General features: G+C 35.5%; 22 protein-coding genes. 16 read left to right on the forward strand and 6 right to left on the reverse strand.

Annotated elements, in window-relative coordinates; translation table 11 throughout:
• The first annotated feature begins 129 nt into the window (after nucleotides 1-129).
• From spxA to pepF, 4 genes are all read left to right on the forward strand, one after another.
• Nucleotides 130-528, forward strand: coding sequence for a transcriptional regulator SpxA (gene spxA / locus AC4BB5_RS05580; RefSeq protein ID WP_010760718.1), 399 nt, complete (start codon nucleotides 130-132; stop codon nucleotides 526-528).
• 257 nt (nucleotides 529-785) lie between these two features.
• The gene (locus AC4BB5_RS05585) at nucleotides 786-1,436 is read left to right on the forward strand and encodes an adaptor protein MecA (protein ID WP_490458384.1); all 651 of its coding nucleotides are present in this window, start codon (nucleotides 786-788) and stop codon (nucleotides 1,434-1,436) included.
• A 94-nt stretch (nucleotides 1,437-1,530) separates the two neighbouring features.
• Nucleotides 1,531-2,721, forward strand: a complete 1,191-nt coding sequence (locus AC4BB5_RS05590; protein ID WP_490458385.1) for a competence protein CoiA — start codon at nucleotides 1,531-1,533, stop codon at nucleotides 2,719-2,721.
• Between the two features lie 35 nt (nucleotides 2,722-2,756).
• A complete protein-coding gene (gene pepF, locus AC4BB5_RS05595) occupies nucleotides 2,757-4,574 on the forward strand; it encodes an oligoendopeptidase F (RefSeq protein WP_490458386.1) in 1,818 nt (605 codons plus the stop codon).
• 96 nt (nucleotides 4,575-4,670) lie between these two features.
• Here pepF and AC4BB5_RS05600 read toward each other — a convergent pair whose 3' ends face one another.
• On the reverse strand, nucleotides 4,671-5,321 hold the full coding sequence (locus AC4BB5_RS05600; RefSeq protein ID WP_490458387.1) for a DsbA family protein: 651 nt from the start codon (nucleotides 5,319-5,321) through the stop codon (nucleotides 4,671-4,673).
• Between the two features lie 117 nt (nucleotides 5,322-5,438).
• Nucleotides 5,439-6,023, reverse strand: coding sequence for a CYTH domain-containing protein (locus tag AC4BB5_RS05605; RefSeq protein ID WP_490458388.1), 585 nt, complete (start codon nucleotides 6,021-6,023; stop codon nucleotides 5,439-5,441).
• Nucleotides 6,024-6,218: 195 nt separating this feature from the next.
• Here AC4BB5_RS05605 and yjbM point away from each other — a divergent pair, with 195 nt between their 5' ends.
• From yjbM to mgtE, 4 genes are read left to right on the forward strand one after another with little or no spacing between them, the layout of a single operon-like run.
• Nucleotides 6,219-6,908: a GTP diphosphokinase gene (gene yjbM, locus AC4BB5_RS05610; protein ID WP_490458389.1), complete on the forward strand. Its 690-nt coding sequence runs from the start codon at nucleotides 6,219-6,221 to the stop codon at nucleotides 6,906-6,908.
• Nucleotide 6,909: 1 nt separating this feature from the next.
• Nucleotides 6,910-7,707 carry an NAD kinase gene (locus AC4BB5_RS05615; RefSeq protein ID WP_490458390.1) on the forward strand — a complete coding sequence of 266 codons (798 nt, stop codon included), beginning with the start codon at nucleotides 6,910-6,912 and terminating at the stop codon, nucleotides 7,705-7,707.
• A 7-nt stretch (nucleotides 7,708-7,714) separates the two neighbouring features.
• The gene (locus tag AC4BB5_RS05620; RefSeq protein WP_490458391.1) at nucleotides 7,715-8,608 is read left to right on the forward strand and encodes an RluA family pseudouridine synthase; all 894 of its coding nucleotides are present in this window, start codon (nucleotides 7,715-7,717) and stop codon (nucleotides 8,606-8,608) included.
• A 19-nt stretch (nucleotides 8,609-8,627) separates the two neighbouring features.
• Nucleotides 8,628-9,989 (forward strand): magnesium transporter, encoded by a 1,362-nt coding sequence (gene mgtE, locus AC4BB5_RS05625; RefSeq protein WP_490458392.1) that lies wholly within the window; start codon nucleotides 8,628-8,630, stop codon nucleotides 9,987-9,989.
• Nucleotides 9,990-10,099: 110 nt separating this feature from the next.
• Here mgtE and AC4BB5_RS05630 read toward each other — a convergent pair whose 3' ends face one another.
• A complete protein-coding gene (locus AC4BB5_RS05630; RefSeq protein WP_490458393.1) occupies nucleotides 10,100-10,732 on the reverse strand; it encodes a copper homeostasis protein CutC in 633 nt (210 codons plus the stop codon).
• A gap of 138 nt (nucleotides 10,733-10,870) precedes the next feature.
• On the opposite strand from AC4BB5_RS05630, the gene AC4BB5_RS05635 reads away from it, so the two are divergent.
• On the forward strand, nucleotides 10,871-11,716 hold the full coding sequence (locus tag AC4BB5_RS05635; RefSeq protein ID WP_490458394.1) for a methyltransferase domain-containing protein: 846 nt from the start codon (nucleotides 10,871-10,873) through the stop codon (nucleotides 11,714-11,716).
• Nucleotides 11,717-11,958: 242 nt separating this feature from the next.
• Entirely contained in the window at nucleotides 11,959-12,465 is a 507-nt protein-coding gene (trmL, locus tag AC4BB5_RS05640; protein ID WP_490458395.1) for a tRNA (uridine(34)/cytosine(34)/5-carboxymethylaminomethyluridine(34)-2'-O)-methyltransferase TrmL, read from the forward strand.
• A gap of 75 nt (nucleotides 12,466-12,540) precedes the next feature.
• On the opposite strand, the gene gloA2 is transcribed toward trmL, so the two are convergent.
• Nucleotides 12,541-12,921 (reverse strand): SMU1112c/YaeR family gloxylase I-like metalloprotein, encoded by a 381-nt coding sequence (gene gloA2 / locus AC4BB5_RS05645; RefSeq protein ID WP_490458396.1) that lies wholly within the window; start codon nucleotides 12,919-12,921, stop codon nucleotides 12,541-12,543.
• Nucleotides 12,922-13,160: 239 nt separating this feature from the next.
• Here gloA2 and AC4BB5_RS05650 point away from each other — a divergent pair, with 239 nt between their 5' ends.
• From AC4BB5_RS05650 to AC4BB5_RS05660, 3 genes are all read left to right on the forward strand, one after another.
• Complete coding sequence (locus AC4BB5_RS05650) at nucleotides 13,161-13,790, forward strand: histidine phosphatase family protein (RefSeq protein ID WP_490458397.1); 630 nt, start codon at nucleotides 13,161-13,163, stop codon at nucleotides 13,788-13,790.
• 31 nt (nucleotides 13,791-13,821) lie between these two features.
• Nucleotides 13,822-16,404, forward strand: coding sequence for an SF1B family DNA helicase RecD2 (recD2, locus tag AC4BB5_RS05655; RefSeq protein ID WP_490458398.1), 2,583 nt, complete (start codon nucleotides 13,822-13,824; stop codon nucleotides 16,402-16,404).
• A gap of 164 nt (nucleotides 16,405-16,568) precedes the next feature.
• Nucleotides 16,569-17,684, forward strand: a complete 1,116-nt coding sequence (locus tag AC4BB5_RS05660) for a PLP-dependent transferase (protein ID WP_490458399.1) — start codon at nucleotides 16,569-16,571, stop codon at nucleotides 17,682-17,684.
• Between the two features lie 91 nt (nucleotides 17,685-17,775).
• Here AC4BB5_RS05660 and AC4BB5_RS05665 read toward each other — a convergent pair whose 3' ends face one another.
• Complete coding sequence (locus tag AC4BB5_RS05665; protein ID WP_490458400.1) at nucleotides 17,776-18,735, reverse strand: diacylglycerol/lipid kinase family protein; 960 nt, start codon at nucleotides 18,733-18,735, stop codon at nucleotides 17,776-17,778.
• 234 nt (nucleotides 18,736-18,969) lie between these two features.
• On the opposite strand from AC4BB5_RS05665, the gene AC4BB5_RS05670 reads away from it, so the two are divergent.
• The gene (locus tag AC4BB5_RS05670) at nucleotides 18,970-19,476 is read left to right on the forward strand and encodes a QueT transporter family protein (protein ID WP_490458401.1); all 507 of its coding nucleotides are present in this window, start codon (nucleotides 18,970-18,972) and stop codon (nucleotides 19,474-19,476) included.
• A gap of 176 nt (nucleotides 19,477-19,652) precedes the next feature.
• Complete coding sequence (locus tag AC4BB5_RS05675; RefSeq protein ID WP_490458402.1) at nucleotides 19,653-20,858, forward strand: aminoacyltransferase; 1,206 nt, start codon at nucleotides 19,653-19,655, stop codon at nucleotides 20,856-20,858.
• Between the two features lie 84 nt (nucleotides 20,859-20,942).
• Here the strand turns inward: AC4BB5_RS05675 and AC4BB5_RS05680 are convergent, their stop codons facing one another.
• The gene (locus AC4BB5_RS05680) at nucleotides 20,943-23,156 is read right to left on the reverse strand and encodes a M60 family metallopeptidase (protein ID WP_490458403.1); all 2,214 of its coding nucleotides are present in this window, start codon (nucleotides 23,154-23,156) and stop codon (nucleotides 20,943-20,945) included.
• Between the two features lie 690 nt (nucleotides 23,157-23,846).
• On the opposite strand from AC4BB5_RS05680, the gene AC4BB5_RS05685 reads away from it, so the two are divergent.
• Nucleotides 23,847-25,145: a PTS sugar transporter subunit IIC gene (locus AC4BB5_RS05685; RefSeq protein WP_490458404.1), complete on the forward strand. Its 1,299-nt coding sequence runs from the start codon at nucleotides 23,847-23,849 to the stop codon at nucleotides 25,143-25,145.
• The last annotated feature ends 31 nt before the right edge of the window (nucleotides 25,146-25,176 follow it).

A 25,176-nucleotide genomic window follows, 5' to 3' on the forward strand; every position in this document is an offset into this window, starting at 1 on the left:
AACTACGTTTTTTTTTGAAAAAAGAGCTAGTATTTTAATTAGAAATTGGGTATACTTACATTAAATAGGAAAACAGAAGATTTTCCTGTTTCAAAAAAGTGATGAAAATCACATAAAGGAGTGATGCACATGTTGACACTTTATACTTCCCCAAGTTGTACGTCTTGCCGTAAGGCTCGTGCATGGTTGCAAGAACACGAGATTCCATTCAAGGAAAGAAATATCTTCTCAGAACCATTGAATATTTCTGAATTGAAAGCAATTTTGCGAATGACAGAAGATGGAACAGAGGAGATTATCTCTACTCGTTCTAAGGTTTTCCAAAAACTTAATATGGATTTGGATGAACTTCCGTTACAGGACTTGCTAGAGTTAGTAAAAGAGAATCCTGGATTGTTGCGTCGACCAATAATGATTGATGAAAAAAGATTACAGGTTGGTTTTAATGAGGATGAAATTCGACGTTTCTTGCCAAGAGGAGTTAGGCAGTTGGAATTACGTCAAGCGCAATTGATGGCAGGTTTATAAAATGTAAAAGGAGAACCTTTGTCCTTGTGACAAGGGTTTTCTTTTGTCTTAATCTCTACATAGTAAGTGAATTATCACTTTTTTTATAAATAATTATAGAAAAAGTACATATAAGCAGTTAGAGCAAGATTTTAGGATTATACTAAGACAGCAGATTATTTAGCAATATTATTACTTTTCCCTTTACATTTGGCGTGATTCCGCTACAATGTACGTAAGAATAAGTTTCCTGATTAGCAAAAGTGAGGTGTAGCGACATGGAAATGGAACATATCAATGAAAATACAATACGTGTGTTGATTGGTAATGAAGATCTAGCTGACAGAGGGATCACTTTTTTAGATTTACTTGGCAACCACAAGGAAGTAGAAAATTTTTTCTATAGTATTTTAGAAGAAGTTGATGTGGAAGATGAATTTCAGGGTAGTGAAGCTGTTACCTTTCAGGTTCTGCCAAAAAGCGATGGATTGGAACTATTTATTAGTAAGAATGCGTCGATTGATGAAGTATCTAATTTTGAAGGCTTTAGTGATCTAAACTCAGAAGAAGTCAGTAATATAATTCGTAAACAAATTGAAGAAGATTTTGCAGATGAAACACAGGATTTTGCAGATAGTACAGTAAAGAATTTAGTGTTTGAGCTTGACGATTTTGATACAATGGTCCAGCTGGCGAATGAAGTATTCTTGCAGTCTGTAATAGCGAATTTATATACATTTAAAGGAACATATTATCTCCAAGCGATATTCTTATTGGATGAATTAGGAAAAAATGATGTGGAAAATGAATTAGCTCAGCTATTGGAATTTGCTAATTTATCTACAGTTACGCCTGAAACTTTGAATGAATATGGTACATGTATCATGGAACGTAATGCATTAGAGCTAACAAGATATTACTTTAAATAAACTAAAAAAACTGAAACAAAGCGATTATGCTTTGTTTCAGTTTTTTTGATGAAATTAAATTGTTTTAGCGTACCTTAATTATGAGGTGAGTGATATGTTGAACGCATATTCAAAAGACAAAAAAGTTGTAACACTGTTACACTTATCAAGAGAAGAGATCGAAGAACTAAAAGGTCAAATGTACTATTGTCCAGCATGTAGTCATCCAGTTAGGATTAAGAATGGTAAAGTAAAGTTGCCGCATTTTTCTCATTATAATAACAGCACTTGTAGCATTTATTCCGAAGGTGAAACAATCGAACATTTAACATTGAAAGATGCTTTTGCTAAGTGGTGTGAGAAAAAATCTATTGGGTACGAACTGGAAAAATATTTACCAGAATTGAATCAGCGTCCAGATCTTTTGATTGGGAAACTTGCTTTAGAAATTCAATGTAGTTCATTAAGCACACAGCGATTGGTCGAACGAACCAAAAATTATCAAAAACATGGCTATATTCCTATTTGGATTTGTGGTAAAAAATTATTTTCAAAGGGCCGGACTTTAAATGAGTTGGCTAAAAATTTATGTTGTTATTCCGATAGGATAGGCTTTTACTTATGGACAGCAGATTGGGAATTGGAAGAGTTGACTGTACATTTCCATATAGAAGAAGATTGGAAAAAGAGAACGTACCTGTCATCGAAAAGGTGGTCATTTTACAGTGAATGTCTACTAGAAATTCTAAAATTTCCAAATAAATCAAAAATTTATAGTCAAAGAAAGTTTAAAATTGGAGAACTTATCGGTGAGTATCATTTAGAGTTAAGTAAAAAATTATATAAACGAGATGAAAAGATTAGAACTGTTCAAATGGAATTATATAACAAGCGTTTTCATATTCTTCAATTGCCAAATTGGTTTTATTATCCTGGTCTACATATTTTTTGCTGTAGAGGATCAGACTTGTTATTGAAAGCTCGCATTTGGGAATTGGTACAGTTTTTTGATCAGAATGTTATTGAGCACTTTGAATTAATTCATGTTCTAAAAGCGGAATTGGATAAATCAAAGGATTTGTTTTATGAATTGCCAAATATCCCCTATAAGACAGTTCAAACGTATTGTTTGAGTCAAATACTCACATATATGATTGCTTGCAACCATATGATAAAAATCGGCAATAGCTGGAAAATTACAGCAGAAGTAGATAATCAAAAAATTAATGGTGTATTGGAGTGGTTGCAGATTATTGAAAATAATTGTCTAATCACTGCTACTCCTTTTAAAAATATGATAAGATAAAACAATGAAGAATAATTAAAAAAGGAGCCGATATAATGAGCGAAGCAAAGCAATTACCAGAGCGTTCAAGTTTACCAGCTGAGAAAACATGGGACTTGACGAAAATATTTAAAGACGATCAAGAATTTGATGAAGCATTCCGAGCTTTGACAGAGAAATTAAAGGAAGTTGAACATTTTAAGGGAACATTAGGAAAAAATAGTGATTCATTTTTAAGTAGTATAGAAATGTTATTAAGCATTTACCGTAAAATCGAAGTGATCTATGTTTATGCTCATTTAAAGAATGATCAAGATACGACTAATACAACTTATCAAGCATTATATGCTAGAGCAAGTTCTTTACTAGCTCAAGCAAGTGAAGCTGTAGCTTGGTTTGAGCCAGAAGTATTATCATTAAGTGATGACAAGATTTGGGGTTATTTCGCTGATAATACGAAGTTGGAAACGTATCGTCATTTTATTGAAAACATTTTGAGCGATCGTCCACATATCTTATCTGCTGAACAAGAAGCATTATTGGCTGGTGCAGGTGAAATTTTTGAAGCATCCAGCAATACCTTTTCTATTTTGAATAATGCTGATTTAAAGTTTCCAGTTATAGAAGATGAAAATGGCGAAAAAATACAACTTACACATGGCGTGTATGGACAATTAATGGAGAATGTCCATAGGAATGTTCGTGAAGAAGCATTTAAGGGCTTGTATAAGGTTTATGATCAGTTTAAGAATACCTTTGCGCAAACGCTGAGTTCACATGTTAAGGCGCATAATTATAAAGCAAAAGTTCGCAACTATTCATCTGCGAGAGAAGCAGCTTTGAGTAACAATCACATCCCTGAAAGTGTTTATGATACGTTGCTTGATGTGGTAAATCAAAATCTACCTCTGCTTCACCGTTACGTGTCTTTACGTAAACGTTTGTTAAAACTAGATGAACTTCATATGTATGACATGTACACACCAATCTTAGGCGAAGCTTCAATCAAGTATTCTTATGAAGAAGCAAAGGAAAAGGCGATTACTGCCTTGAATCCAATGGGAGAAGAATATCTAAATGTAGTGAAGACGGCTTTTGATGACCGCTGGATCGATGTTATTGAAAACCAAGGAAAACGCAGCGGTGCTTATTCATCTGGTGCTTACGATACAGCTCCTTATATCTTAATGAACTGGCATGATAGCTTGGATCAATTATACACATTAGTTCATGAGATGGGGCATAGTGTTCATAGTTATTTTACTCGTAATAACCAACCATATGTTTATGGGGATTATTCAATTTTCTTGGCTGAAATTGCTTCAACAACAAATGAAAATCTTTTAACAGAATATTTATTAGAAACAGAAACAGATCCTCGAATTCGTGCGTATGTATTGAATCATTATTTGGATGGTTTTAAAGGGACTATTTTCAGACAAACACAATTTGCTGAATTTGAGCATTTTATCCATACTGAAGATGCGAAAGGAACGCCGTTAACTAGTGAATACTTAGGAGATTATTATGGGGAGTTGAATCAGAAGTACTATGGACCAGAAGTAATGAAAGATCCAGAAATTTCTCTAGAGTGGTCACGAATTCCTCATTTTTATTACAATTATTATGTTTATCAGTATGCTACAGGTTTTTCAGCAGCATCAGCATTGGCAAATAAAATATTAGCCAAGGAACCACATGCTTTGGAAAACTATTTGACTTATTTGAAGTCTGGTAGCAGTGACTATCCAATAGAAGTAATGAAAAAAGCGGGAGTAGATATGACAAGACCTCAATATATAGAAGATGCTATGAATGTCTTTAAAATGAGACTAGGAGAATTAGAAGAACTTGTTGCATCTTTAGAACAATAAAAATTGAGAGATTTAGACTAAAGAATGATAAAAAAACAGCCCCTTCAATTTACTTTGAAAGGGTTGTTTTTTTATCATTCTCTTTATTATCAGAAATTAAAGCAAATGTAAATGTCCATGTGGAACTCGAGACTCATTATAATGATTTAACTCAAATTTTTCATGAAAATACTGTAGATTATCTTCGGATGTTTCGCAAAGCTTTTTGATTTCATCCATAGATTCACAATCTTCTACGAGTACGCCAAAGTCACGATCACATGTATAATTGTAAACAACTGCAGAAGGGTGTTTTACAATACCCATTTCGCGCGCAATTTGTTGGTCTGTTTGAAAAGATTCTTTTACAAAATCAGATTGACGATCCACTTTAAACATATCTAGATCGCCACCAGCATCCACTACTAGTTTTTCGGCTAATTCTAAAGAGTAGGGAATATTATCCACTGCAACAGCTTGTTGCAAGCCTAAAAGCAAATGGCGTCCTTTTTTCTTTCCTTGTAGTTGTGCTGCTTTATAATCTAATGCTGCCGAATAGATGTCTTCAAACAATTGATTACGACGTTCAATATCATGTGATGGAATATCGAACAACTTAATAAGGTGATTTATGGTCCGCATATTAACTAACGGAATGAAACGAAATTGAATTTTTTTATTTTCAGTTTCAACCAATTTCAAAATATCCTTTTCTACGTTGAGACAAATGCCCCCCAAAGGATTAACGAACAGATAGATTTCAATCATTCATACTTCCTCCAATTTGACTCTTTTGCAACTAGACATCATTTCTCAACTAAGTGTCCCTAATTTATCAGAAAATCTGGGAAAAATGAAATGATATGTTTTTGCTATAATAACTTCTTAATCTTTCTCTTTTGAGCTCATCATCATTCGTTGGATTTTATTCGGTGACGGGCATTCTTTGATACTCAAAGTATCCAATAAGGCAATAAAATCAGTCTTTCCGTCATGTGGATCATCTACTTCTAATTCCAACTCAAAATCATGCTGCTCATTGTACCAACTTTCATCTAGTGCGAGTAAACCTTGGGGAAGTTTTATTTCTGCTCGTTTAGTTGTTAAGCTGCCGATTAAACGTAAATCATTTTTATCGATTCCTAAAGTAGTCAGTCTATTATATACATTTCCAGAATTTGGAAGTGTAACAGACGTAACAATTTGCTGCGCTTCTTCAAGAGAAATAGCATCGTTGATTTCCAACAAGCCGACTTCTTCAGGGATTTTCAAAGTGATTTCTGCATTATTTGATAGTGTACGAACTCTTAAGCCGATCTGTCTTTTTTTTAATTGAAAATCGACTGAATCAAAATAATAATTGGTTTGTGTAAAAAATTGTTCTTCTTTTAGTTGAAAGTAGTTAACTGTGCGAGAAAACTCTTCAATAGTTAGTAATGTTTTGAATTCTATTTCTAAATTCTCGCTCACTGATTGTTGACCCACTTTCTTTAATTTAATTCAATTTTTGCATACTTTACCTATTTACGTCAAGAAAAGTGAACTAGAAGTTAAAAAATTCGCCATTGTCGAAAAAATAGAGACAATTTCTCAAATTACCCTATTTTTACCGGCTCTATGGTAAAATAAGCTGTGAATCAAATTCAAAGAAATAGAGGGATGAGGATGGAGAAAGAGTGGGAGCTTTTTCTAGCACCGTATGAACAGGCTGTTGGAGAAATGAAAGTTAAGCTGCGCGGTATTCGCAAGCAGTTTCGAGAACAAAATAAACATACACCTATTGAGTTTGTAACGGGGCGAGTAAAGCCTGTCGATAGTATTCTAACAAAAGCAACATTGCGTAATATCCCAATTGATCGTTTAGAAGAAGAAATGCAGGATATTGCAGGACTTCGTATTATGTGTCAATTCGTTGAAGACATTAGGCAAGTTGTGGATATCATCCGCAACCGAAAAGATTTGCAAATCATTCAGGAACGAGATTATATTTCAAATAAAAAAGAGAGTGGCTATCGTTCGTATCATTTAGTGATTGAATATCCTGTTCAATTGATTACAGGAGAGAAAAAGATTTTAGCAGAAATCCAAATACGTACTTTAGCAATGAATTTTTGGGCAACGATCGAACATTCTTTGAACTATAAATATCAAGGTGCTTTTCCAGAAGAGATGAAAGAACGGCTACAACGTGCGGCAGAAGCAGCATATCAGTTAGATGAAGAGATGTCCACGATTCGCGAAGAAATTCAAGAAGCGCAGCATCTTTTCTCTCATGGACGAGGAAAATCAAAAGACAATTACTATCAAAAATTCAACGACACTAAAGAAGGTTTAGATAGAAAAAAGGAGGAGTAAGATGAAAGTAGCAATTGTTCATAATCATGAACACAAATCGAATGAAGTCACCCGCTGTTTACTCCTACTTTTAAAAAAAAATAAAATTGAGATTGATGACCATCAACCAGACCTAGTGATTTCAGTAGGTGGAGATGGCACGCTATTATCAGCATTTCATCGTTTTAGTCATCGTCTGAATGAAGTCAGCTTTTTAGGTGTTCACACAGGACATTTAGGTTTTTATACAGATTGGCGAGATTATGAATTGGAAGAATTAGTTCAAAGTCTTTTAGTTCATCAAGAAAAAAGTATTAGTTATCCATTGCTAGATGTAAAAATAAGTTTTCATGGTAATAAACCAGATAAGCACTTTTTAGCATTGAATGAATCGACAATTAAACGTGCAAATCGTACTATGGTGGCTGATGTATTTATCAAAGATGAATTATTTGAACGCTTTCGAGGAGATGGGTTGTCAGTTTCGACACCAACAGGATCAACAGCATACAATAAAAGTATTGGTGGAGCGGTATTGCATCCTAGCATCAATGCATTTCAACTCGCGGAAATTGCTTCATTGAATAACCGAGTTTTTAGAACGTTAGGATCACCTATTGTTATTGCTCATACTGAATGGGTTGAAATTAAGCTACAGGAAAGTAACGATTATTTAATTACAGTAGATCAATTGGATATTTATCAAGATGACATCAAATCGATTTATTATCGAATTGCTGATGAGCGAATACATTTTGCTTCGTATCGACATATGCATTTTTGGCATCGCGTTAAAGATGCCTTTATTAGTGAGGATTAGTAAAGTAATGGAATTTAATTGGACAGTAGAAAAAAAAGAACCGCAGCAAGTAAAGTTTTTTTTAAAAGATCAAGGGGTTTCTAAAGGACTTCTAGCAAAAATCAAATTTCAAGGTGGTAAAATTGAGGTCAATCAATCCGTTGAAAATGTATTGTTCAAGTTATCTTTTGGGGATCAGGTGAAAATCACGATTCCAGATGAGAAAGAACATGAGACATTGCTCGTTGATGATGTACCGATCGATATCGTGTTTGAAGATGATCACTATTTGGTCGTTAATAAACCAGCAGGTGTTGCGTCGATCCCTGCTCAATATCATCCTAATGGCACTATGGCTAATCGGGTGAAGGCTTATTATAAAATGCAGAAGTATCAAAATCAGGTGATCCATGTAGTGACAAGATTAGATAGGGATACTACAGGTCTGATGTTGTTTGCTAAACATGGTTTTGCTCATGCGATGTTGGATCAAGAATTACGTAAAAAAGAAGTGACTAAAATTTATCAAGCCCTGGTTGGCGGCAATGTTTCTGATCTAAAAGAACATGCCCTTATTCAACTGCCGATCGGTCGAGATTTTTCTTCTTTATTAAAACGGACTATCGTAGATAAAGGGCAGCATGCAGAAACGGAGTATTGGCTGGAAAAACGCAAGAACGATGAAGCGTTAGTAAGCATTCAACTACATACAGGGCGAACACACCAAATCAGAGTTCATTTTGAAGCGATTGGGTGTCCTTTGTTGGGAGACAACATGTATGGCGGTAAAATGAATGGTGGTATAGATCGGCAAGCATTACATTGCTGTCAGTTGAGTTTTATTCATCCATTTACAAAAAAAAGATTAGATTTAACTTCTCCTTTAGCAGAAGATATGAAAAAAATCGTAGATCAACTATAAATTGAAAGGGGAGGTTAAGGTGAATGAAGGGCAAGAAATGGAAGAGCATTTCTCTTTGTTGTTAGAAAAACTGAAAGAGCAGCAAATGGCTGAATTTCGCGAGTTGTTTTTGACGCTTCATATTTATGAGCAAGGGCAATTTTACCAATCAATCGATGAAGTAGATAGAAAACAAATATATAGTTATCTGTCTCCTAAAGAATTAGCGGATATGTTTGATGTTATTGAAGAAGACAATGAAAACATGAAAGATTATATTGCTGAGATGCGCCCAAGCTATGCAGCTGAGATGCTATCAGAGATGTATACGGATAACGCAGTCGATTTGCTGAATAAGTTGGACAAAAGTCAAAAGGCAAAATATTTGAGTTTGATGAGCACTGAAGATGCTGGCGAAATTAAGGAACTGTTACATTATGAAGATGATACAGCGGGATCAATCATGACGACAGAATTCGTCTCGATTGTTGCTAATCAAACAGTTCGTTCAGCAATGTATGTGTTAAAAAATCAAGCAGATGTGGCCGAAACGATTTATTATGTTTATGTTGTAGATCAAGAAAACCACTTAGTTGGCGTAATTTCATTGCGTGATCTGATTGTAAATGATGATGATACAATGATTGCGGATGTATTGAGTGAACGGGTAATCTCTGTTCATGTTGGCGATGATCAAGAAGATGTTGCCCAAACAATAAGAGATTATGATTTCCTTGCATTACCAGTTACAGACTATGACGATCATCTTTTGGGGATCGTAACAGTTGATGATATCATTGATGTCATTGATGATGAAGCAGCTAGTGATTATTCGGGTTTGGCGGGGGTCAATGTCGAAGAAGTTAGTGAAAATCCATTCAAGGCGGCATCAAAACGATTGCCTTGGCTGATTACATTATTATTTTTAGGAATGTCTACAGCAACGTTAATCAGCCATTATGAAGAGTTAGTTAGTGAAGCAAGTATTTTGGCAGTATTCATTTCATTGATCACTGGGACTGCTGGTAATGCAGGTACACAGTCCTTAGCCGTAGCAGTTAGAAGATTGGCTGTATCAGATGAAAAAGATAACAATTTTGGACGTTTGATCATTAGTGAAGTCTTAACGGGGCTTGTAACAGGTGCGGTAACTGGGGTAGCGATTTTTATTGTTGTTGGGATTTGGCAACATAATTTCCCTCTAGGATTTGTGATTGGAATGGCGATGCTTTGTGCAATTACAGTAGCAAACTTGGCAGGGAGTTTAATACCGATGTTGATGGATAAATTAGGCTTTGATCCGGCCGTTGCTAGTGGGCCATTTATTACTACCTTAAGTGATTTAACAAGTGTACTGATTTATTTTAATATCGCTAGTCTATTTATGCAGTATTTTATTTGATGAAAAAGAGTTACTCCAGTCACCAGACGGGGTACTTTTTTTTATGATTTTTAAAAAGGAAATAACCAAACTGAAACACTTCAAGTTTGATTATTTCCTATGTTTAGTAATTAACCTACGATTTTTGTTCCGTGAACTTCGCTGACCTTTAAAGTACTTACTACTGCTTCAACATTATTATCAGAAATACCACCGCCAGGCAAAATGATAATTCGGTTATCAGCATAATCGATCAATTTTTTTAGATGGTCAAAGTTGTCTTCAATTAAGGTTCCAGCAGGACCTCCATGTGTTAAAATACGGTGTACGTCATGTGCTGCTAACCAGTCAATCGCTTTAAATTGATTCTCTTTAGTTAAGACATCAAAAGCCATATGGAAAGTAATTTGTAGTCCCTCAGCTGTGTCAATCAGCAATTCTAAAGCTTCTTCATCTAGCCAGCCATCACGTGTCAAACAACCTAAAACAACACCATCAGTACCAATTTTTTTTGCTTCGATCAAGTCAGTATGCATGATTTTAAGTTCAATATCATTATAAACAAAATCGCCACCTCGAGGTCTGATAATCGTCATAACAGGAATTGATTTTTCTCCCGCATATGAAACAACTTCTTCAATAACACCTGTACTTGGTGTTGTGCCGCCAACGGATAGGTTATCGCATAATTCAATACGTCCAGCACCATTTCTTATGGCAGTTGGGATATCCGTGAAATTTTCAGCGCAAAATTCTTTGATCATTCGCTCCACTCCTTGTTTTTTCTTCACAGGCATTGTACCATAATTCTAGCTGTTGCCAAAGTCTTCTTCTCGTTGTAAGATAAATAACGACAGTTTAACTGTTCGGCTCAGAATTTATAGTGAATAGGAAGTAACGTTATGTTGAAAAAAATTGATTCAGCGCGCAAATTTTTAGAAATATATCAAGACCAATTTCAGTGTCCAGTGTGTAAAAAAGCTTTTGATTTAAAAGGTAACAGCTTGGTTTGTGTAGATAACCATCAATTTGATTTATCCAAAAAAGGAACCATTCATTTTCTTTCCCATAGCGTTCAAACAGAATACAATAAAAAGATGTTAGCTCACAGAGGTAAGATGATTAAAAGTGGTATGTATCAGCCTGTATTAGAGAAGATTGCTGATATGATGAATTTAACTGGAAATACACTAGATGTTGGTTGTGGTGAGGGGAGTTTTTTATCCGAGCTTTCTAGTTTAGGACTGACAGGTTCAAAAGTTGGATTCGATATTTCAAAAGAGGGTATTTATTTGGCCAGTGATCAGATGATCGATGCTTTTTGGTGTGTAGCTGATTTGACAAATCTACCATTCGCTGACCAATCGATGGATACAATTTTAAATATTTTTTCTCCTTCTCATTACCAAGAATTTCAACGTGTTTTGAAAAAAAATGGTACCGTGATCAAGGTGATTCCAGAAGAAAACTATTTAAAAGAGCTAAGAGTTGCATTTTATCCAGATGATGAAGTCAAACAAACCTATTCAAATGAAAAGGTATTAACAAAGTTCTCTAAAGAACTGGATATTCTAGCTGATGAGCGAGTAACCTTTGTTTTTGCTATACCTGAGCAGAATCGATTAGATCTATTGGAAATGTCCCCTTTAGAATGGGGGGTTCAAGAGCAAGTAAAAGAAGAAATCCAAAGAAATCCATTATCAGAAATCACAATTGACGTTCGCGTGTTAAAAGGAAAAGTAAAATAGCGCTTACATTCAGTTAATTTACTAAAAGGTATTGCAAAGCTACTGTAATGGTGTTATATTACATACAAGTTGTTTTTTCATTGGTTTTTATCAGGTTCCTGTTCTGATAAAAGTTAGTGAAAAGAGCTTCACTAACGTAGCGACTCGCAGTGATTGACACCGAGGCGATACGTTTTTTTTATGTCGATTTTTATGAATAAAAAATAAATTATGTGTCATTTAAATGAAAGGAAACTGTAATCATGACGAATCATATTGTATTATTTGAACCTCAAATTCCAGCAAATACAGGTAATATTGCTCGGACATGTGCCGCAACAAACTCTCCCTTACATCTCATCGAGCCGTTAGGTTTCCAAACCGATGATAAACACTTAAAACGAGCGGGGTTAGACTATTGGAATGATGTTAATATCATGTACCATAAAGACCTGACTGCCTTTTTAATGTATCTAGGGGAACAACCGTTGCATTTGATCACTAAATTTGCTAATCAAACGTATAGTGAAATAGATTATACAGATAATCAAGACCATTATTTTATGTTTGGTAAGGAAACTACGGGATTGCCTGAAGAGTTTATGCGAAACAATGAAGAAAAATGTCTGCGGATTCCAATGAATGACGAGCATGTTCGCTCACTAAATTTATCAAATACTGTTGCGTTGGTAGTCTATGAAGCCTTGCGCCAACAGAATTTTCCATCATTAGAACTGAAGCACCATTATGAAAATGATAAATTGGATTGAAACTAAAAAAAACTGCTACCGTGAATCGATTAAGGTAACAGTTTTTTTTAGTTGTAATGGATCAAGATTATCTAGCTACTCATGCAATTCCAAAGGCAAGCCGTCAGGATCAAAGAAAAAAGTCATTTTTTCACCAGTGAATGTGTCTTTTCGAACGGGCTCACATTCAATTTCTTTTGACTGTAAAAAAGTGATAACTTCCTCGATACTCTCAACCTTAAACGCTAAATGACGGAGTCCTAGAGCTTCAGGATAAGATGGACGCTTCGGTGCATTGGGAGAAATAAAAATTTCTAGTTCGTAATTGCCTAATCTCAAATCAAGTTTGACATCGTTTTTCTCTTCTCTTCGGTTTTCTCTGATAATGGTAAAACCAAGTTTTTCTACATAAAATTCTTTTGTTTTATGATAGTCAGAACAATTGATAGCAATATGATGAATTTCTTTGAAAAACAAAATTACTCCTCCTTGATGTAAAGCGAAATGGACGTGTTTAGTTTTACGCAGTTGTATGTCTTTTCTATCCTGTTTCATTATAACCTATTCTTTTTTTGAAACACAATCAGGTTGTTTGATTTCGTATAAACCTCATAGTTCAATGGAATTTTGCCAATGAAAATGATACACTAGATAAGATAAATAAGTGGAAATCAAGAATTTGAGAACTAATAAATAAGAATCAAGGGAGCAAGGACATGAAATTATATTTTACTCGCCATGGCAAAACGGAATGGAATCAAGAGCTTAGGTTTCAAGGAATGGGTGGAGACTCCCCGTTACTTCCAACGAGTTATGAAGAAATAAAGTTACTAGGACAAACGGTTAAAGACGTGCCCTTTAAAAAAATCTTTTCGAGTACTTCCCCTCGTGCGAAAAAAACAGCGGAAGGCATCAATCAAGAATTAGAACAGCCAGTAGAAATCATTTTTACTGATGAGTTAAAAGAACTGGGGCTAGGGAAGTTAGAAGGTCAGTCTATTAATGAAATGAGGAAAATTTATAGTGAAGAAATGGATCATATGCGCTATCGATTAGATCAGTACAATCCGGACGTGTTTCAAGGGGAACCCATTGAACAAGCAATTTCACGTATTTCATCTGTTGTAGAAAATGCTGTTGATGCAGGAGATGGACCTTATCTATTCGTCGGTCATGGAGCATCTTTGACTGCGGCAATCCAGTCACTTTCAGGTAAAGAATTAGCTGAGTTGCGTAGTATGGGCGGACTTAAAAACAATAGTTTATCAATCTTGGAAACAACAGAATCTAAAGGTGAACAGGGATATACATTGAGATTATGGAATGATGATTCTTTTTTACTATAGAAAACAATTTGGATAAAGCGAGGTGAAAGCGATGGCTACACTGTTTGGTGAAGAAGAAAAAGAGTATGTGGTTGGGCAGGTTCAAGCAATCTTTTTTCAAAATCCCAGCAATTTTTACAAGGTTTTGTTGGTGAAAATCACAGATACGAATACAGATTATTTAGAAAAAGAAATCGTAACTACTGGTAGTTTCGGTCAAATTCAAGAAGAAGAAATTTATCGCTTTTTTGGCCATTTCGTTGATCATCCTCGTTATGGCAAGCAATTCCAAGTAGATAGTTATCAACAAGAGCGCCCAACATCTGCTAATGGCGTTGTAAATTATCTGTCTAGTGAGAAATTTCCAGGGATTGGAAAACGAACAGCTGAAAAAATCGTAGAAATCTTGGGAGAAGACGCCATTGATCGAATTATTGCAACTCCGGATGTTTTAGAGGAAGTCCCACAGTTAAATGAAAAGAAACGTCAAACAATTATTGAAACGATACGCCTAAATCATGGAATGGAACAAGTAATCGTTGGGCTAAATCGTTACGGGTTTGGTAGTCAACTTTCGTTTGCGATTTATCAAACATATAAAGAAGAGACATTAGATATTATTCACGAAAATCCTTATCAATTAGTAGAAGATATCGAAGGAATTGGTTTCAAACGAGCAGATAATATTGCAGAACAGCTAGGAATTGGTGCTGATTCGGATAAGAGAGTACGGGCAGCTATCACCCATGAAATTTTTCAACATTCAGTTCGTTCTGGTAATACATATGTTGAAGCGGAAATGTTACTTAGAGAAACAATCAATACACTGGAGGCTAGTCGTCCGGTTGAGATTTCATTAGATCAAGTAGCAGAGCAGATCATTCATTTGGTAGAAGAGGGGAAAATCCAGCAAGAAGGTACGAAGCTTTTCGAAAATAGTTTGTATTTTTCGGAATGGGGAATCGGAACTTCTATCCAACGTTTACTTTCCCGTAAAAAAGAAATCAAGTACGATAAGGAAGACATAGAAAAAAATATACGCGGAATTGAAAAGCGTTTAGGAATTCTTTATGGTGAATCCCAACAAACTGCAATCGAAGAAGCAATAAAAGCACCTCTATTTATTTTAACTGGTGGTCCAGGAACAGGGAAAACCACTGTGATCAATGGAATTGTTTCACTTTTTGCAGAGTTAAATGGTCTTTCATTAGACGTCAAAGACTATACGCAAGAAATGTTTCCTATATTACTAGCAGCGCCAACTGGACGTGCGGCTAAGCGTATGAATGAAACAACCGGTTTACCGGCAAGTACTATTCACCGCTTATTAGGTTTGACTGGACGTGAAAAAAATCCCAGTATGACAGCGAAAGAGCTAGAGGGTGGATTATTGATTGTCGATGAAATGTCGATGGTTGATACATGGTTAGCAAATACTTTATTTAAAGCGATCCCGACTAATATGCAAGTTATTTTCGTCGGAGATAAAGATCAACTACCTTCAGTTGGACCTGGTCAAGTATTACATGATCTCCTACAAATCAATGAGATCCCGAAAAAAGAACTGACAGAAATCTATCGACAAGGTGATGGCTCAAGTATTATTCCATTAGCACATGAAATCAAACAAGGAAAACTTCCAAACGATTTCACTGTCAACCAAAAAGATCGTTCATTTTTCCCAAGTGATGTGTATCATATCGAAACTTATGTCCGGCAAATCGTGACTAAGGCAAAAGCTAAGGGATTTTCACCCCAAGATATCCAACTTCTGGCACCGATGTATCGAGGGGCAGCTGGAATTGATGCGTTGAACAAAATGATGCAAGAAATTTTTAATCCGAATGATGGGACAAAAAAAGAAGTAAAATGGAATGAATCTGTTTATCGGATAGGCGATAAAGTATTGCATTTAGTTAATACACCAGAACTCAATGTGTTCAATGGTGATATGGGCGAAATCGTCGGAATTATTTTGGCGAAAGATTCTGAAGATAAAGTTGATGAATTAGTGATTCAGTTTGATAATAATGAAGTCAGTTATAAGCGAAATGAATGGAATAAAATCACACTTTCATATTGTTGCTCGATCCATAAAGCCCAAGGTAGTGAATTTAAGATGGTAATATTGCCTATGGTTCATCAATATCATCGGATGTTGCAAAGGAACTTGCTATATACAGCTGTAACCAGAAGTAAAGAGATACTGATTTTATTGGGGGAAGTACAAGCGTTTAATACTTGTGTTGCTCATGAGTCAGCTAGTCGATTAACAATGTTGAAAGAACGAATCACAAGTGCAGATGATATGGCCCTAACAACAAGAATACAACTTGAAGCTTATGAAGAGGGATTGAATAAGGAGTCACCATTTACTGATACAGAGAATAAAAAACAGATTGTCTATGAAACAGTTAAGGAAGAACAGCCCTCAATTGTAGAAGAAACATCAGAAACTGCGATTCTCAAACCTAAAGTAGAAGAAATATCGTTATTTAACGATTCGGTTCAAGAAGTTGAGAAGCAAGTTGAAGTCGAAATCGACCGATTATTGACACTTGATTTGGTCCAAGGGCAAACAATCGATCCGATGATTGGAATGAATCAGACTACACCTTACGATTTTATGAAGTAAAAATACAGTAAACCGGTACGCGCGCTAAAACGCTGTTCCGGTTTTTTACTTTATCGAACTATTTCTTGCTTTAAGCTCTGTTTGACGTATATAATGAAATGCAACACGGAAACGTGCCAACTACAAATGAAGGTAGTTTATTTTGTGAGAAAAGAGGGAAGTTTATGGAAAAGAAATCACAATCGGGAAAGGTTCAGATGGACACATTTTTGGCGCAAATCGGGAATCATCAAAATCCTGTTACAGGATCTATCAATACGCCTATTTATTTTTCAACGACGTATGAGCATCCAACACTTGGTGAGTCGACGGGCTATGATTATACGAGAACCAAAAATCCAACAAGGGAAGTTGTTGAATCAGCGTTAGCAGTTTTAGAGAATGGGGCAGTGGGTTTGGCTACTAGTTCAGGAATGAGTGCGGTGCAATTGGTATTCAGCCAATTTCCTGTAGGCAGTCAAATCGTTGCTTCTAGAGATTTGTATGGGGGTAGTTATCGCTATTTCAAAGAGTTAGAAAAGCAAGGAATATATCAATTTATTTATGTAGAAGACGAAGTAGGATTTGAAAAAGCGATCACGGATAAAACAACAGCAGTATTTGTTGAAACACCAACGAATCCGTTAATGAGCGAAGTTTCGATTGAAAAGATCGCTGTTTTTGCTAAAAATAATCAAGCTCAGCTGATTGTTGATAATACTTTTTATACACCACTGATTCAGCGACCATTGGATTTAGGAGCAGATGTTGTGATCCATAGTGCCACTAAATATCTTGGTGGACATAATGATTTATTGGCAGGAGCTGTGATTGCGCGTTCAAAAGAAGTTGGTGAACAATTAGCTTACAGTTTGAATACGACTGGAGCTGTTTTGTCTCCATTTGATAGCTGGCTGTTGATCAGAGGGATGAAGACGTTATCATTGCGTATGGAAAGACATGAAAAAAATGCTCAGGCAGTTGCGAAGTATTTAAAAACTAGTCCTTATGTCAAAGAAGTGATGTATCCGGGACGTGGCGGAATGTTGAGTTTTAAAATAAAAGATCAAAAAACGATCAAAGAATTCTTACGGAATTTATCGATTTTTACATTTGCGGAAAGTTTAGGTGGTGTAGAGAGTTTGATTACCTATCCGACAACACAAACTCATGCAGATATCCCGGAAGATTTGCGGGAATCTTATGGCTTAACACCAGATTTATTGCGAGTTTCTACAGGTATTGAAGCCAGTGAGGATTTGATTGCTGATTTGGAGCAAGCGTTTGAATCGTTAAAATAAAAAATAAGAGGGTAGGCTATAACTGGAAGAGTTATAGCCTACCCTCTTAAAATTTGAATAAATGATTTTTTCAACTGTTTATTTGATATCGCTAAAACCAAAACAATCTAGTTACTGTTCCAAAGCAAATATCAGTACTTCTCTTTCCTAAAATTTCACCATCAGCATGGACATATTGAGGAACGGTTGAAATAATCCGGAGTTTACTAGATTGAAAATGATGAAAGTATTTTGAGTTCATATGCTTTTTTTGAATCAACAATAGAATTAGCCAAAAAATTTTAAACATATTGATCCTTTCCACTAAGACAAAATCGAGAACAGGCTTGCGTGGATCAGCAACAGGAGCGATGGGTACCCCGCCACCAAAATAAGGATGCTTTGTTACAGTGCATAGAAACGCACGGTCGAATTCAAGTTTTTTTCCATTTAGTTCAACAAGAATGGGAAAGCCTTTTTGTGAGAATAATACCTTTAAAATAGAAAAAATATAAGATAAAGACCCCATATTAAACTTGTTTAGTGCACTTTTAGATGCAGACGTATTAGCCGCATTGACGATAGCTGCATCTAGACCAATACCAATATTATTGACAGCCAAACCTACTTCAGCTTGAATCGATTCGGCATACGTGATTATTTGTATTTCTTGTGGTGCTTCGGCTTTAAGTAGTTGGAAAAAAGCTTTCTCAGCTTGTTTAGCAATTCCAACACCGCGGGCAAAATCATTACCGGAACCGCATGGGATATACCCGAGCGGGATGTTAGGATCAAAGGTTTCTAAAGCATTGATTACGCTATGCAAAGTACCATCCCCGCCAAGAACGACTAAAAGTGGAAAAGATTCAATGTCCAACTCAGTATTCCAAGGAATCAGCGTTTCTTGTGCTAAGCGTTGAACAATGTCTATTTCATGTCCTGCGTGATCTGTATAAAAAGTCGTGAAATCAATGTTGGCCGTTTGTAATTGTTTGATGATTTTTTCAGCAGCTTTACGTCCAGTTCCGCTACCGGCATTTTCATTGATGACGAGATAAAAATGTTTTTTCATTTGTTTCCTCCTTGTACAAAGACTTATTATAACAGACATGTGAAAAATTAAGAATAATGGATGCTTGAAAAATATAAATAAGAAAAGAATGCTGAAAAAGATATTGTAACTAATCATTGTGAAACGATCGATTATGAGATATAATGCCTACGTATCATTTTTTGAGGAAATTTTTCCTCGACAAGGTTCATCAACCATCCCTTGTAAAAAAACTCGGAGAAAGAAGGGGAAACTATGCAAAATACTGTCACGTCAAACAGTAAGGTAAAAGCAATTACTATGAATGGTATTGTGATGGCGTTATATCTCGGCTTAACAATTTTGGTGGCGCCCGTTTCGTCAGGACCGATCCAATTTAGAATTTCTGAAAGCTTGAATCATTTAGTTGTGTTCAATCGAAAATTGATGTGGGGCGTTTTAGGCGGAGTCGTTGTCTATAATTTTTTCTTTGGCTTTGGAGCCATGGATGCATTATATGGGGGACTACAATCGCTGATCTCATTAGGATTGACTGCATTACTACAAAAAAGAATACCCAATGTCATCACTCGTTTGGCGCTAAACACATTGTTTTTCACTGCTACGATGTGTATTATTGCTTATATGTTAGCACCCGCTGGAGGAGCAGCCTTTTGGGGGAATTATGCAACGTTAGCGCTGAGTGAATTTGCAACAATGGCAGTTGCGGCACCTGTGATGTATTGGATCAATAAGACCGTTCATTTTGAAAAACGACTTTGATCATTAAAGAGAAATGATAAGTATTTATATTTTAAGAGGTTGGATCAAGACTAATAATAGTTTTGATGTAGCCTCTTAAAATTTTCTAACCAATTTCATGAAAAACTTTACTGTTCCTGTAGAATAAATTATGATATGGTAATACAGAAGCGAAAATGTAGAGGAGTTTTTTTATAATGTTTGAATTTAAAATTGGCGTTGAAGCCAAAGAACACGATAAATTTGTTGAAAGCCACCCGTTATGCAACTTATTACAATCATCTGCATGGGCTAAAGTAAAGGATAACTGGGGATCAGAAATCGTTGGTGTATACGAAAATGGAACTTTAGTCGCTTCCAGTTTGGTATTGATCAGACCATTGCCAATGAAATTTACAATGCTTTACACACCGCGTGGCCCGATTATGGATTACACAAATTCAGAACTTGTTGCCTTTTTTTTAAAAGAGTTAAAGCAGTTTGGTAAGAAAAAAAGAGCACTGTTTGTAAAAATGGACCCAACTGTTCATTATAAAGATTTTCATTTAGGTGAAGAACAAACGATTGACCCGCAGGCCCAAATGATCATCGATAACATTGTTAAAAGCGGAGCGAAACATCAAGGATTGACAATGGCGATGGATGCAACAATCCAACCACGTTTTCAAGCAAATATTTATAAAGAAGATTTTAGTGAAGAGCTGCTATCAAAAAGTACCAAGAAAATGATGAAACAAGCGCACAAAAAAGGTGTCACTGTTAAAATGGGGCATATTGAGTTAGTGGATGATTTTGCTAAAGTCATCGAATTGACAACTGAACGTCAAAACATCTCACTTCGAAATAGTGATTATTTTAAAAAACTATTAACGATTTATCCTGAAAGTTCTTTCATTATGTTGGCTCAAGTGAATTTGAAAGAACGTTTTGAAGAAACAAAAAAACGTTTTGATAAAAATAAAGAAGATCTGGCGAACTTAAAGGAGAATCAAGTGAAAAAACGTCATAATTTGGAGGAACTTGATTTTTCTCTTACACGTGAGATGACAGAACTTGAAGAAAATATCGCACATTCTGGTGATATTGCTGTTGTTGCCGGTGCGTTAGCGATTACATTTGGCTCAACCAGCGAAATTCTATATGCAGGACTAGATGACCGCTATAAACGCTATATGCCTGCATATATGACTTGGTTTGATGCGATCACGGAATGTTTTGAACGAGGCTGTGCGTCTTGTAATATGGGCGGATTAGAAGGAAGTTTGAGTGATGGTTTGATCAAGTTTAAATCTAATTTCAATCCAACTGTCAATGAATTTATTGGTGAATTTGATTTGCCTGTTAATGGCTTGTTGTTTAAAGCTAGCGAATATGCTTATAAATTGAAAAAACAAAAGAAATAAGCTTATATCAAGCAATCTAATGATATATATATAATAACCCCCAAGCAGCCATTGAAATGAGCTGCTTGGGGGTTAAAAATGTAATTAAATTTTTTCCCAAACAGGTGAGGTGCCAGGTTGATTACCTTGCGTCCACCATTTTGCTTTAAATGTATTTCCTTTGAATGTCACAGTGTCGCCACCATTATAAGCTTTTTTAGATTCCCATTCCATTGTTTTAGTAGAAAGCGATTTCCAGGCATCTGATTGATCTGGACGATTACCTTGTGTCCACCATTTTGCTTCATATTCCATTCCGTTGTAGAATACTTTATTTCCGGCAGTGTACACTTTATTACTTTCCCAAGTAGAAAGTTGCGTTTCAGTTTCTTTTGTTTTCAATGTGATACTATCGCTTTTGATTGATTCTTTATTTTTGATATCAAAAGCTGAGATTTGATAGGTATATGCAGTATTAGCTTGTAAACCAGTATCTTTAAATGAAGGGGTTTTTACTGTACTGATTTTTACACCATTCCGGTAGACATTGTATCCAGAAACACCTACTGAACTGTTTGAGGCAGCCCAAGTCAAGTCAAGCGAATTTTCTGTGATGTTGCTAGAAATAATATTCACTGGTTTTGTTGGAGCTGGTGTTTCAACGATCGGTGCTTGTGGTGTTTTCACTTGCAAGTTGGCACTCTTTTCAGATGTTACACCCGTTGTATTAACTGTTGCAACTGTATAGTTATAGGTGGTATTTGCTTGAACCGTTTTATCTACAAATTCTGTTGAAGCTGTTCTTGCAATTTCTTTACCATCTCTATAGACAATGTATTCTTTAATTGACGAGTTTCCTTGATTTTGTGTCCAATTGAATTTTATTAGGTTATGTTTAACATCAAGGGCAGAAAGATTTGTAGGTGCAGTTGGCTTTTCTGGTTGTGCTGGGTCAATTGGGCTGATTGGTTTTTTCATCTCATCACGGTATTCCCAAATCTTATGTGTTAATTTGGGATATTTTTGAACTGCTTGTTTTGTTTCTGCAGTGATTGGTAACCCCCACATTTCAAAATAAGGTACTAAGTTTTTATTAGCGATTTTTGAAGTGGATGTGATAAAATATTGCTGTTTTGCAGAGTCGCTACTTAAGCTTTTTGCTTCTTCTCTGTATAATTTATGAAGTTGAGGGTAGAAATCATCTCCAAAAGCTAGTTCCAGTTGCCAGAACATTCCTAATTTTACGAAAAGATCTTTGTTATTATCGTAGTTTTTGTTTGATTGTTTGAAATACGTAAAGATTTTATCGTATACTCTTTCACGCTCTAACCGACTTCTGCCACCTAATTGTTTTTCACTTCTCATGCTGTAAATATTTACAGTCACTTCTGTTTGGTTATTCCATGTCATTCGGTTCATTTGATATGTGTGTCCAAATTCATGCATAGGTCCCCAAAGCGTATCTGAGCTTGCAGATAAAAGTTTCGACATACCAGAATCTTTTGAATATGCAGTGTGACTGAGCCACGCATACATGAAGTAACCAGATTGTTGCGTTTCACGCATATGTTGGATTAAACCTCGACTCCTTCTATGTAAAGAAGAGCTGTTATCTAGACCAGAAGATTCATCGTGAAGTTTAACTACTTTATCATAAGTTTCTACGATACGTTGAGGGTTTTTTACTTGACTCAATGTAGCTTTAGAACCAGTTATTAGGGTATGTGTTCCCATTAATTCATAACCAGGTGCATTAGGATTCTGACGTACTTGGTCTTGCCAATCCGCTTCAGTCGTTTTCCCCAGAACGAAACGTGGAAGTTTCACGCCTCCATCAACTGTTACCATCACTTTTTTTTGAGCTGTAGCATTGGTAATGTTTTGTAGATGGATAATTCCTTCGTTCGTGTTGTTGATAGTATTTTTTCCTTTTTTCAAGGCGAACTTTTGAGGATTACCCTCTTGGTATTTGTTTAAAGAGATTGGTGAAATCGTGTATGTTGGCATCGTTGTTTGATCAGTGTTTTCATCAACATAAATGGTAATGATGTCACTACTTCTTTTATAAACTCCACTTGATTGGTTATTACTGGCACCAAAACTATTGTCTAATTGGTTTTTTCGATAAATAGTCGTATCTTCTGATTGAATAAGTTCAGATTGTACACCAATACGTTGCTCTCCAATTCTTTGCTCTGATTTTGTGGTAGTTCCATTACTTGCAGGTTCAGCATAAGTATCTGTTGTATACAACAAACCAGCTGCTGCCAATGCTAGTAAAGATGTCCCCATAGAAATATAGCATTTGTTCTTTTTCATTTTTATGAACCTTCTTTCTTTTGAATTAAATATTAGTATAGATGAGTTTTTTCTCATTTTTTAATCAAAAGTGGTCAAAAAAATTTATTTTCTGGTTAATTGATAATATTTATTGAATTTTTGGAAGGATAAAATTAGTGAAAAAATATATATGTAAGCTGTTTTGTGTTTTGGTTGATTTATTTTTATTTTTAATTTTAATAAATAGAAAATTTATTAAAATGCACGGCCAAAAATAGCCATAAAAAAGTTTTTTTTGACTGATAGTTATTCAAAAAAAGTTTTTATTTGCGGAGGGGAATTTAATTTCAAGGGAAAAAATTCTTTACAATTTATTACGTTCTTTTTGTTATAATAAATTGTCGTTTTTTGATTTATAATCATAATTATTGAAATTTTATTTCGTTTTTTATGTAAAAATATTGAAAAAAAAGTTCTTTAAATGTATGATGGGGTTGTCGATGAGTGAAGTAGCAAGTTATCGATGAAGTTTTGGGCACAAGGAAAACGATAAACATGGAAAATCAACAAAGAGAGGGAGTGTAATCTGTTATCAGCCTCATTCAATGATTATTATTTAGCTAGATGCTCGTGTAAAAAACTGCTTTGTGGAATTATGTTTTATTCAAGTGTGTGTTTGATTGCATTTATTTGTAAGGGCTTTTATAAAAACTGAATGTAAAATAGGAGATGAAACTATTGAAAAAGTTTACGGAGTTTATTGAAGAACATTTAGCGGGACCGATGGCAAAGTTGGCAAATCAACGACATTTGCGTGCGATTAGAGATGGTATTATCGCTACCTTACCGTTAATTATTATTGGTTCTTTTTTCTTGATCATTGCCTTTCCGCCACTTCCGGCAGAATGGGGAATTACTCAATTTTTAACGTCAAATGCAGCGACGATTTTGTTGCCATATCGGATGACGATGTACATCATGACCCTTTACGCAACCTTCGGTATTGGTGCAAGTTTATCTAAAACATATAATTTAGATGTTATTTCAGGTGGGATATTAGCAACAATCGCCTTTCTTTTAACATTTGTTCCAGTTAATATTCCAGCAGAAGCGTTGGATGCAGCAGGAACTGTTGGGTTTGTATTGCCTATGGCTAATTTAGGTGGTGGCGGGATGTTTGTAGGGATCGTTACGTCTATTTTGGCTGTTGAAATTTATCGTATCACAGATAAATCAAGATTTAAAATTACGATGCCAGAACAAGTACCTCCTGCTGTGGCGAGATCTTTTGAAACGTTGACACCAACATTGATCGTTATTTTAGGAATATCAACACTTACTTACTTTATTGGTTTTGATTGGCATTCAACGATTTCTAAAATTGTAAGCCCTTTAGTAAGTGCTGCAGATAGTTTGCCAAGTGTGTTGTTGTTGATTTTTATGATTACCTTCTTCTGGTCTTTCGGAATTCATGGTGTATCAATCGTAGGTTCATTGGCACGACCATTGTGGCTACAATTGTTAGATGGAAACACTGCGGCGATGGCAGCTGGAAAAGAGTTGCCGAATATTGCAGCGGAGCCATTTTATCAATGGTTTATCTGGATTGGCGGTTCAGGTTGTACAATTGGCTTAGCTCTTTTATTAGCTTTTAAAACAAAATCTCAATTTGCTTCAAAATTAGGAAAAGCGACTTTAGCACCAGCTATTTTCAATATCAATGAACCATTGATTTTTGGTACACCAATCGTGTTGAACCCAATCTTGATTATTCCGTTTATTTTGACACCGATGGTTACAGCAACGATTGCTTGGTTTGCGACACAATTTGGCTTGGTGAATCGTGTGATATTTACAGCGCCTTGGACATTACCTGGACCAATCGGTGCATATTTAGCTACAGGTGGAGACTGGCGAGCTGCTGTTTTGAATATTGTTTTGATTGTAATCTCAGTCGTGATTTATTATCCATTTGTCATGATTTACGATAATAATGAATTAGAGAAAGAGCACGCCAGCGCAAAATAAAATAGAGGGATTAAATAATGAATGGAACGGA

The organism is Enterococcus sp. AMC1252 (assembly GCF_058216515.1).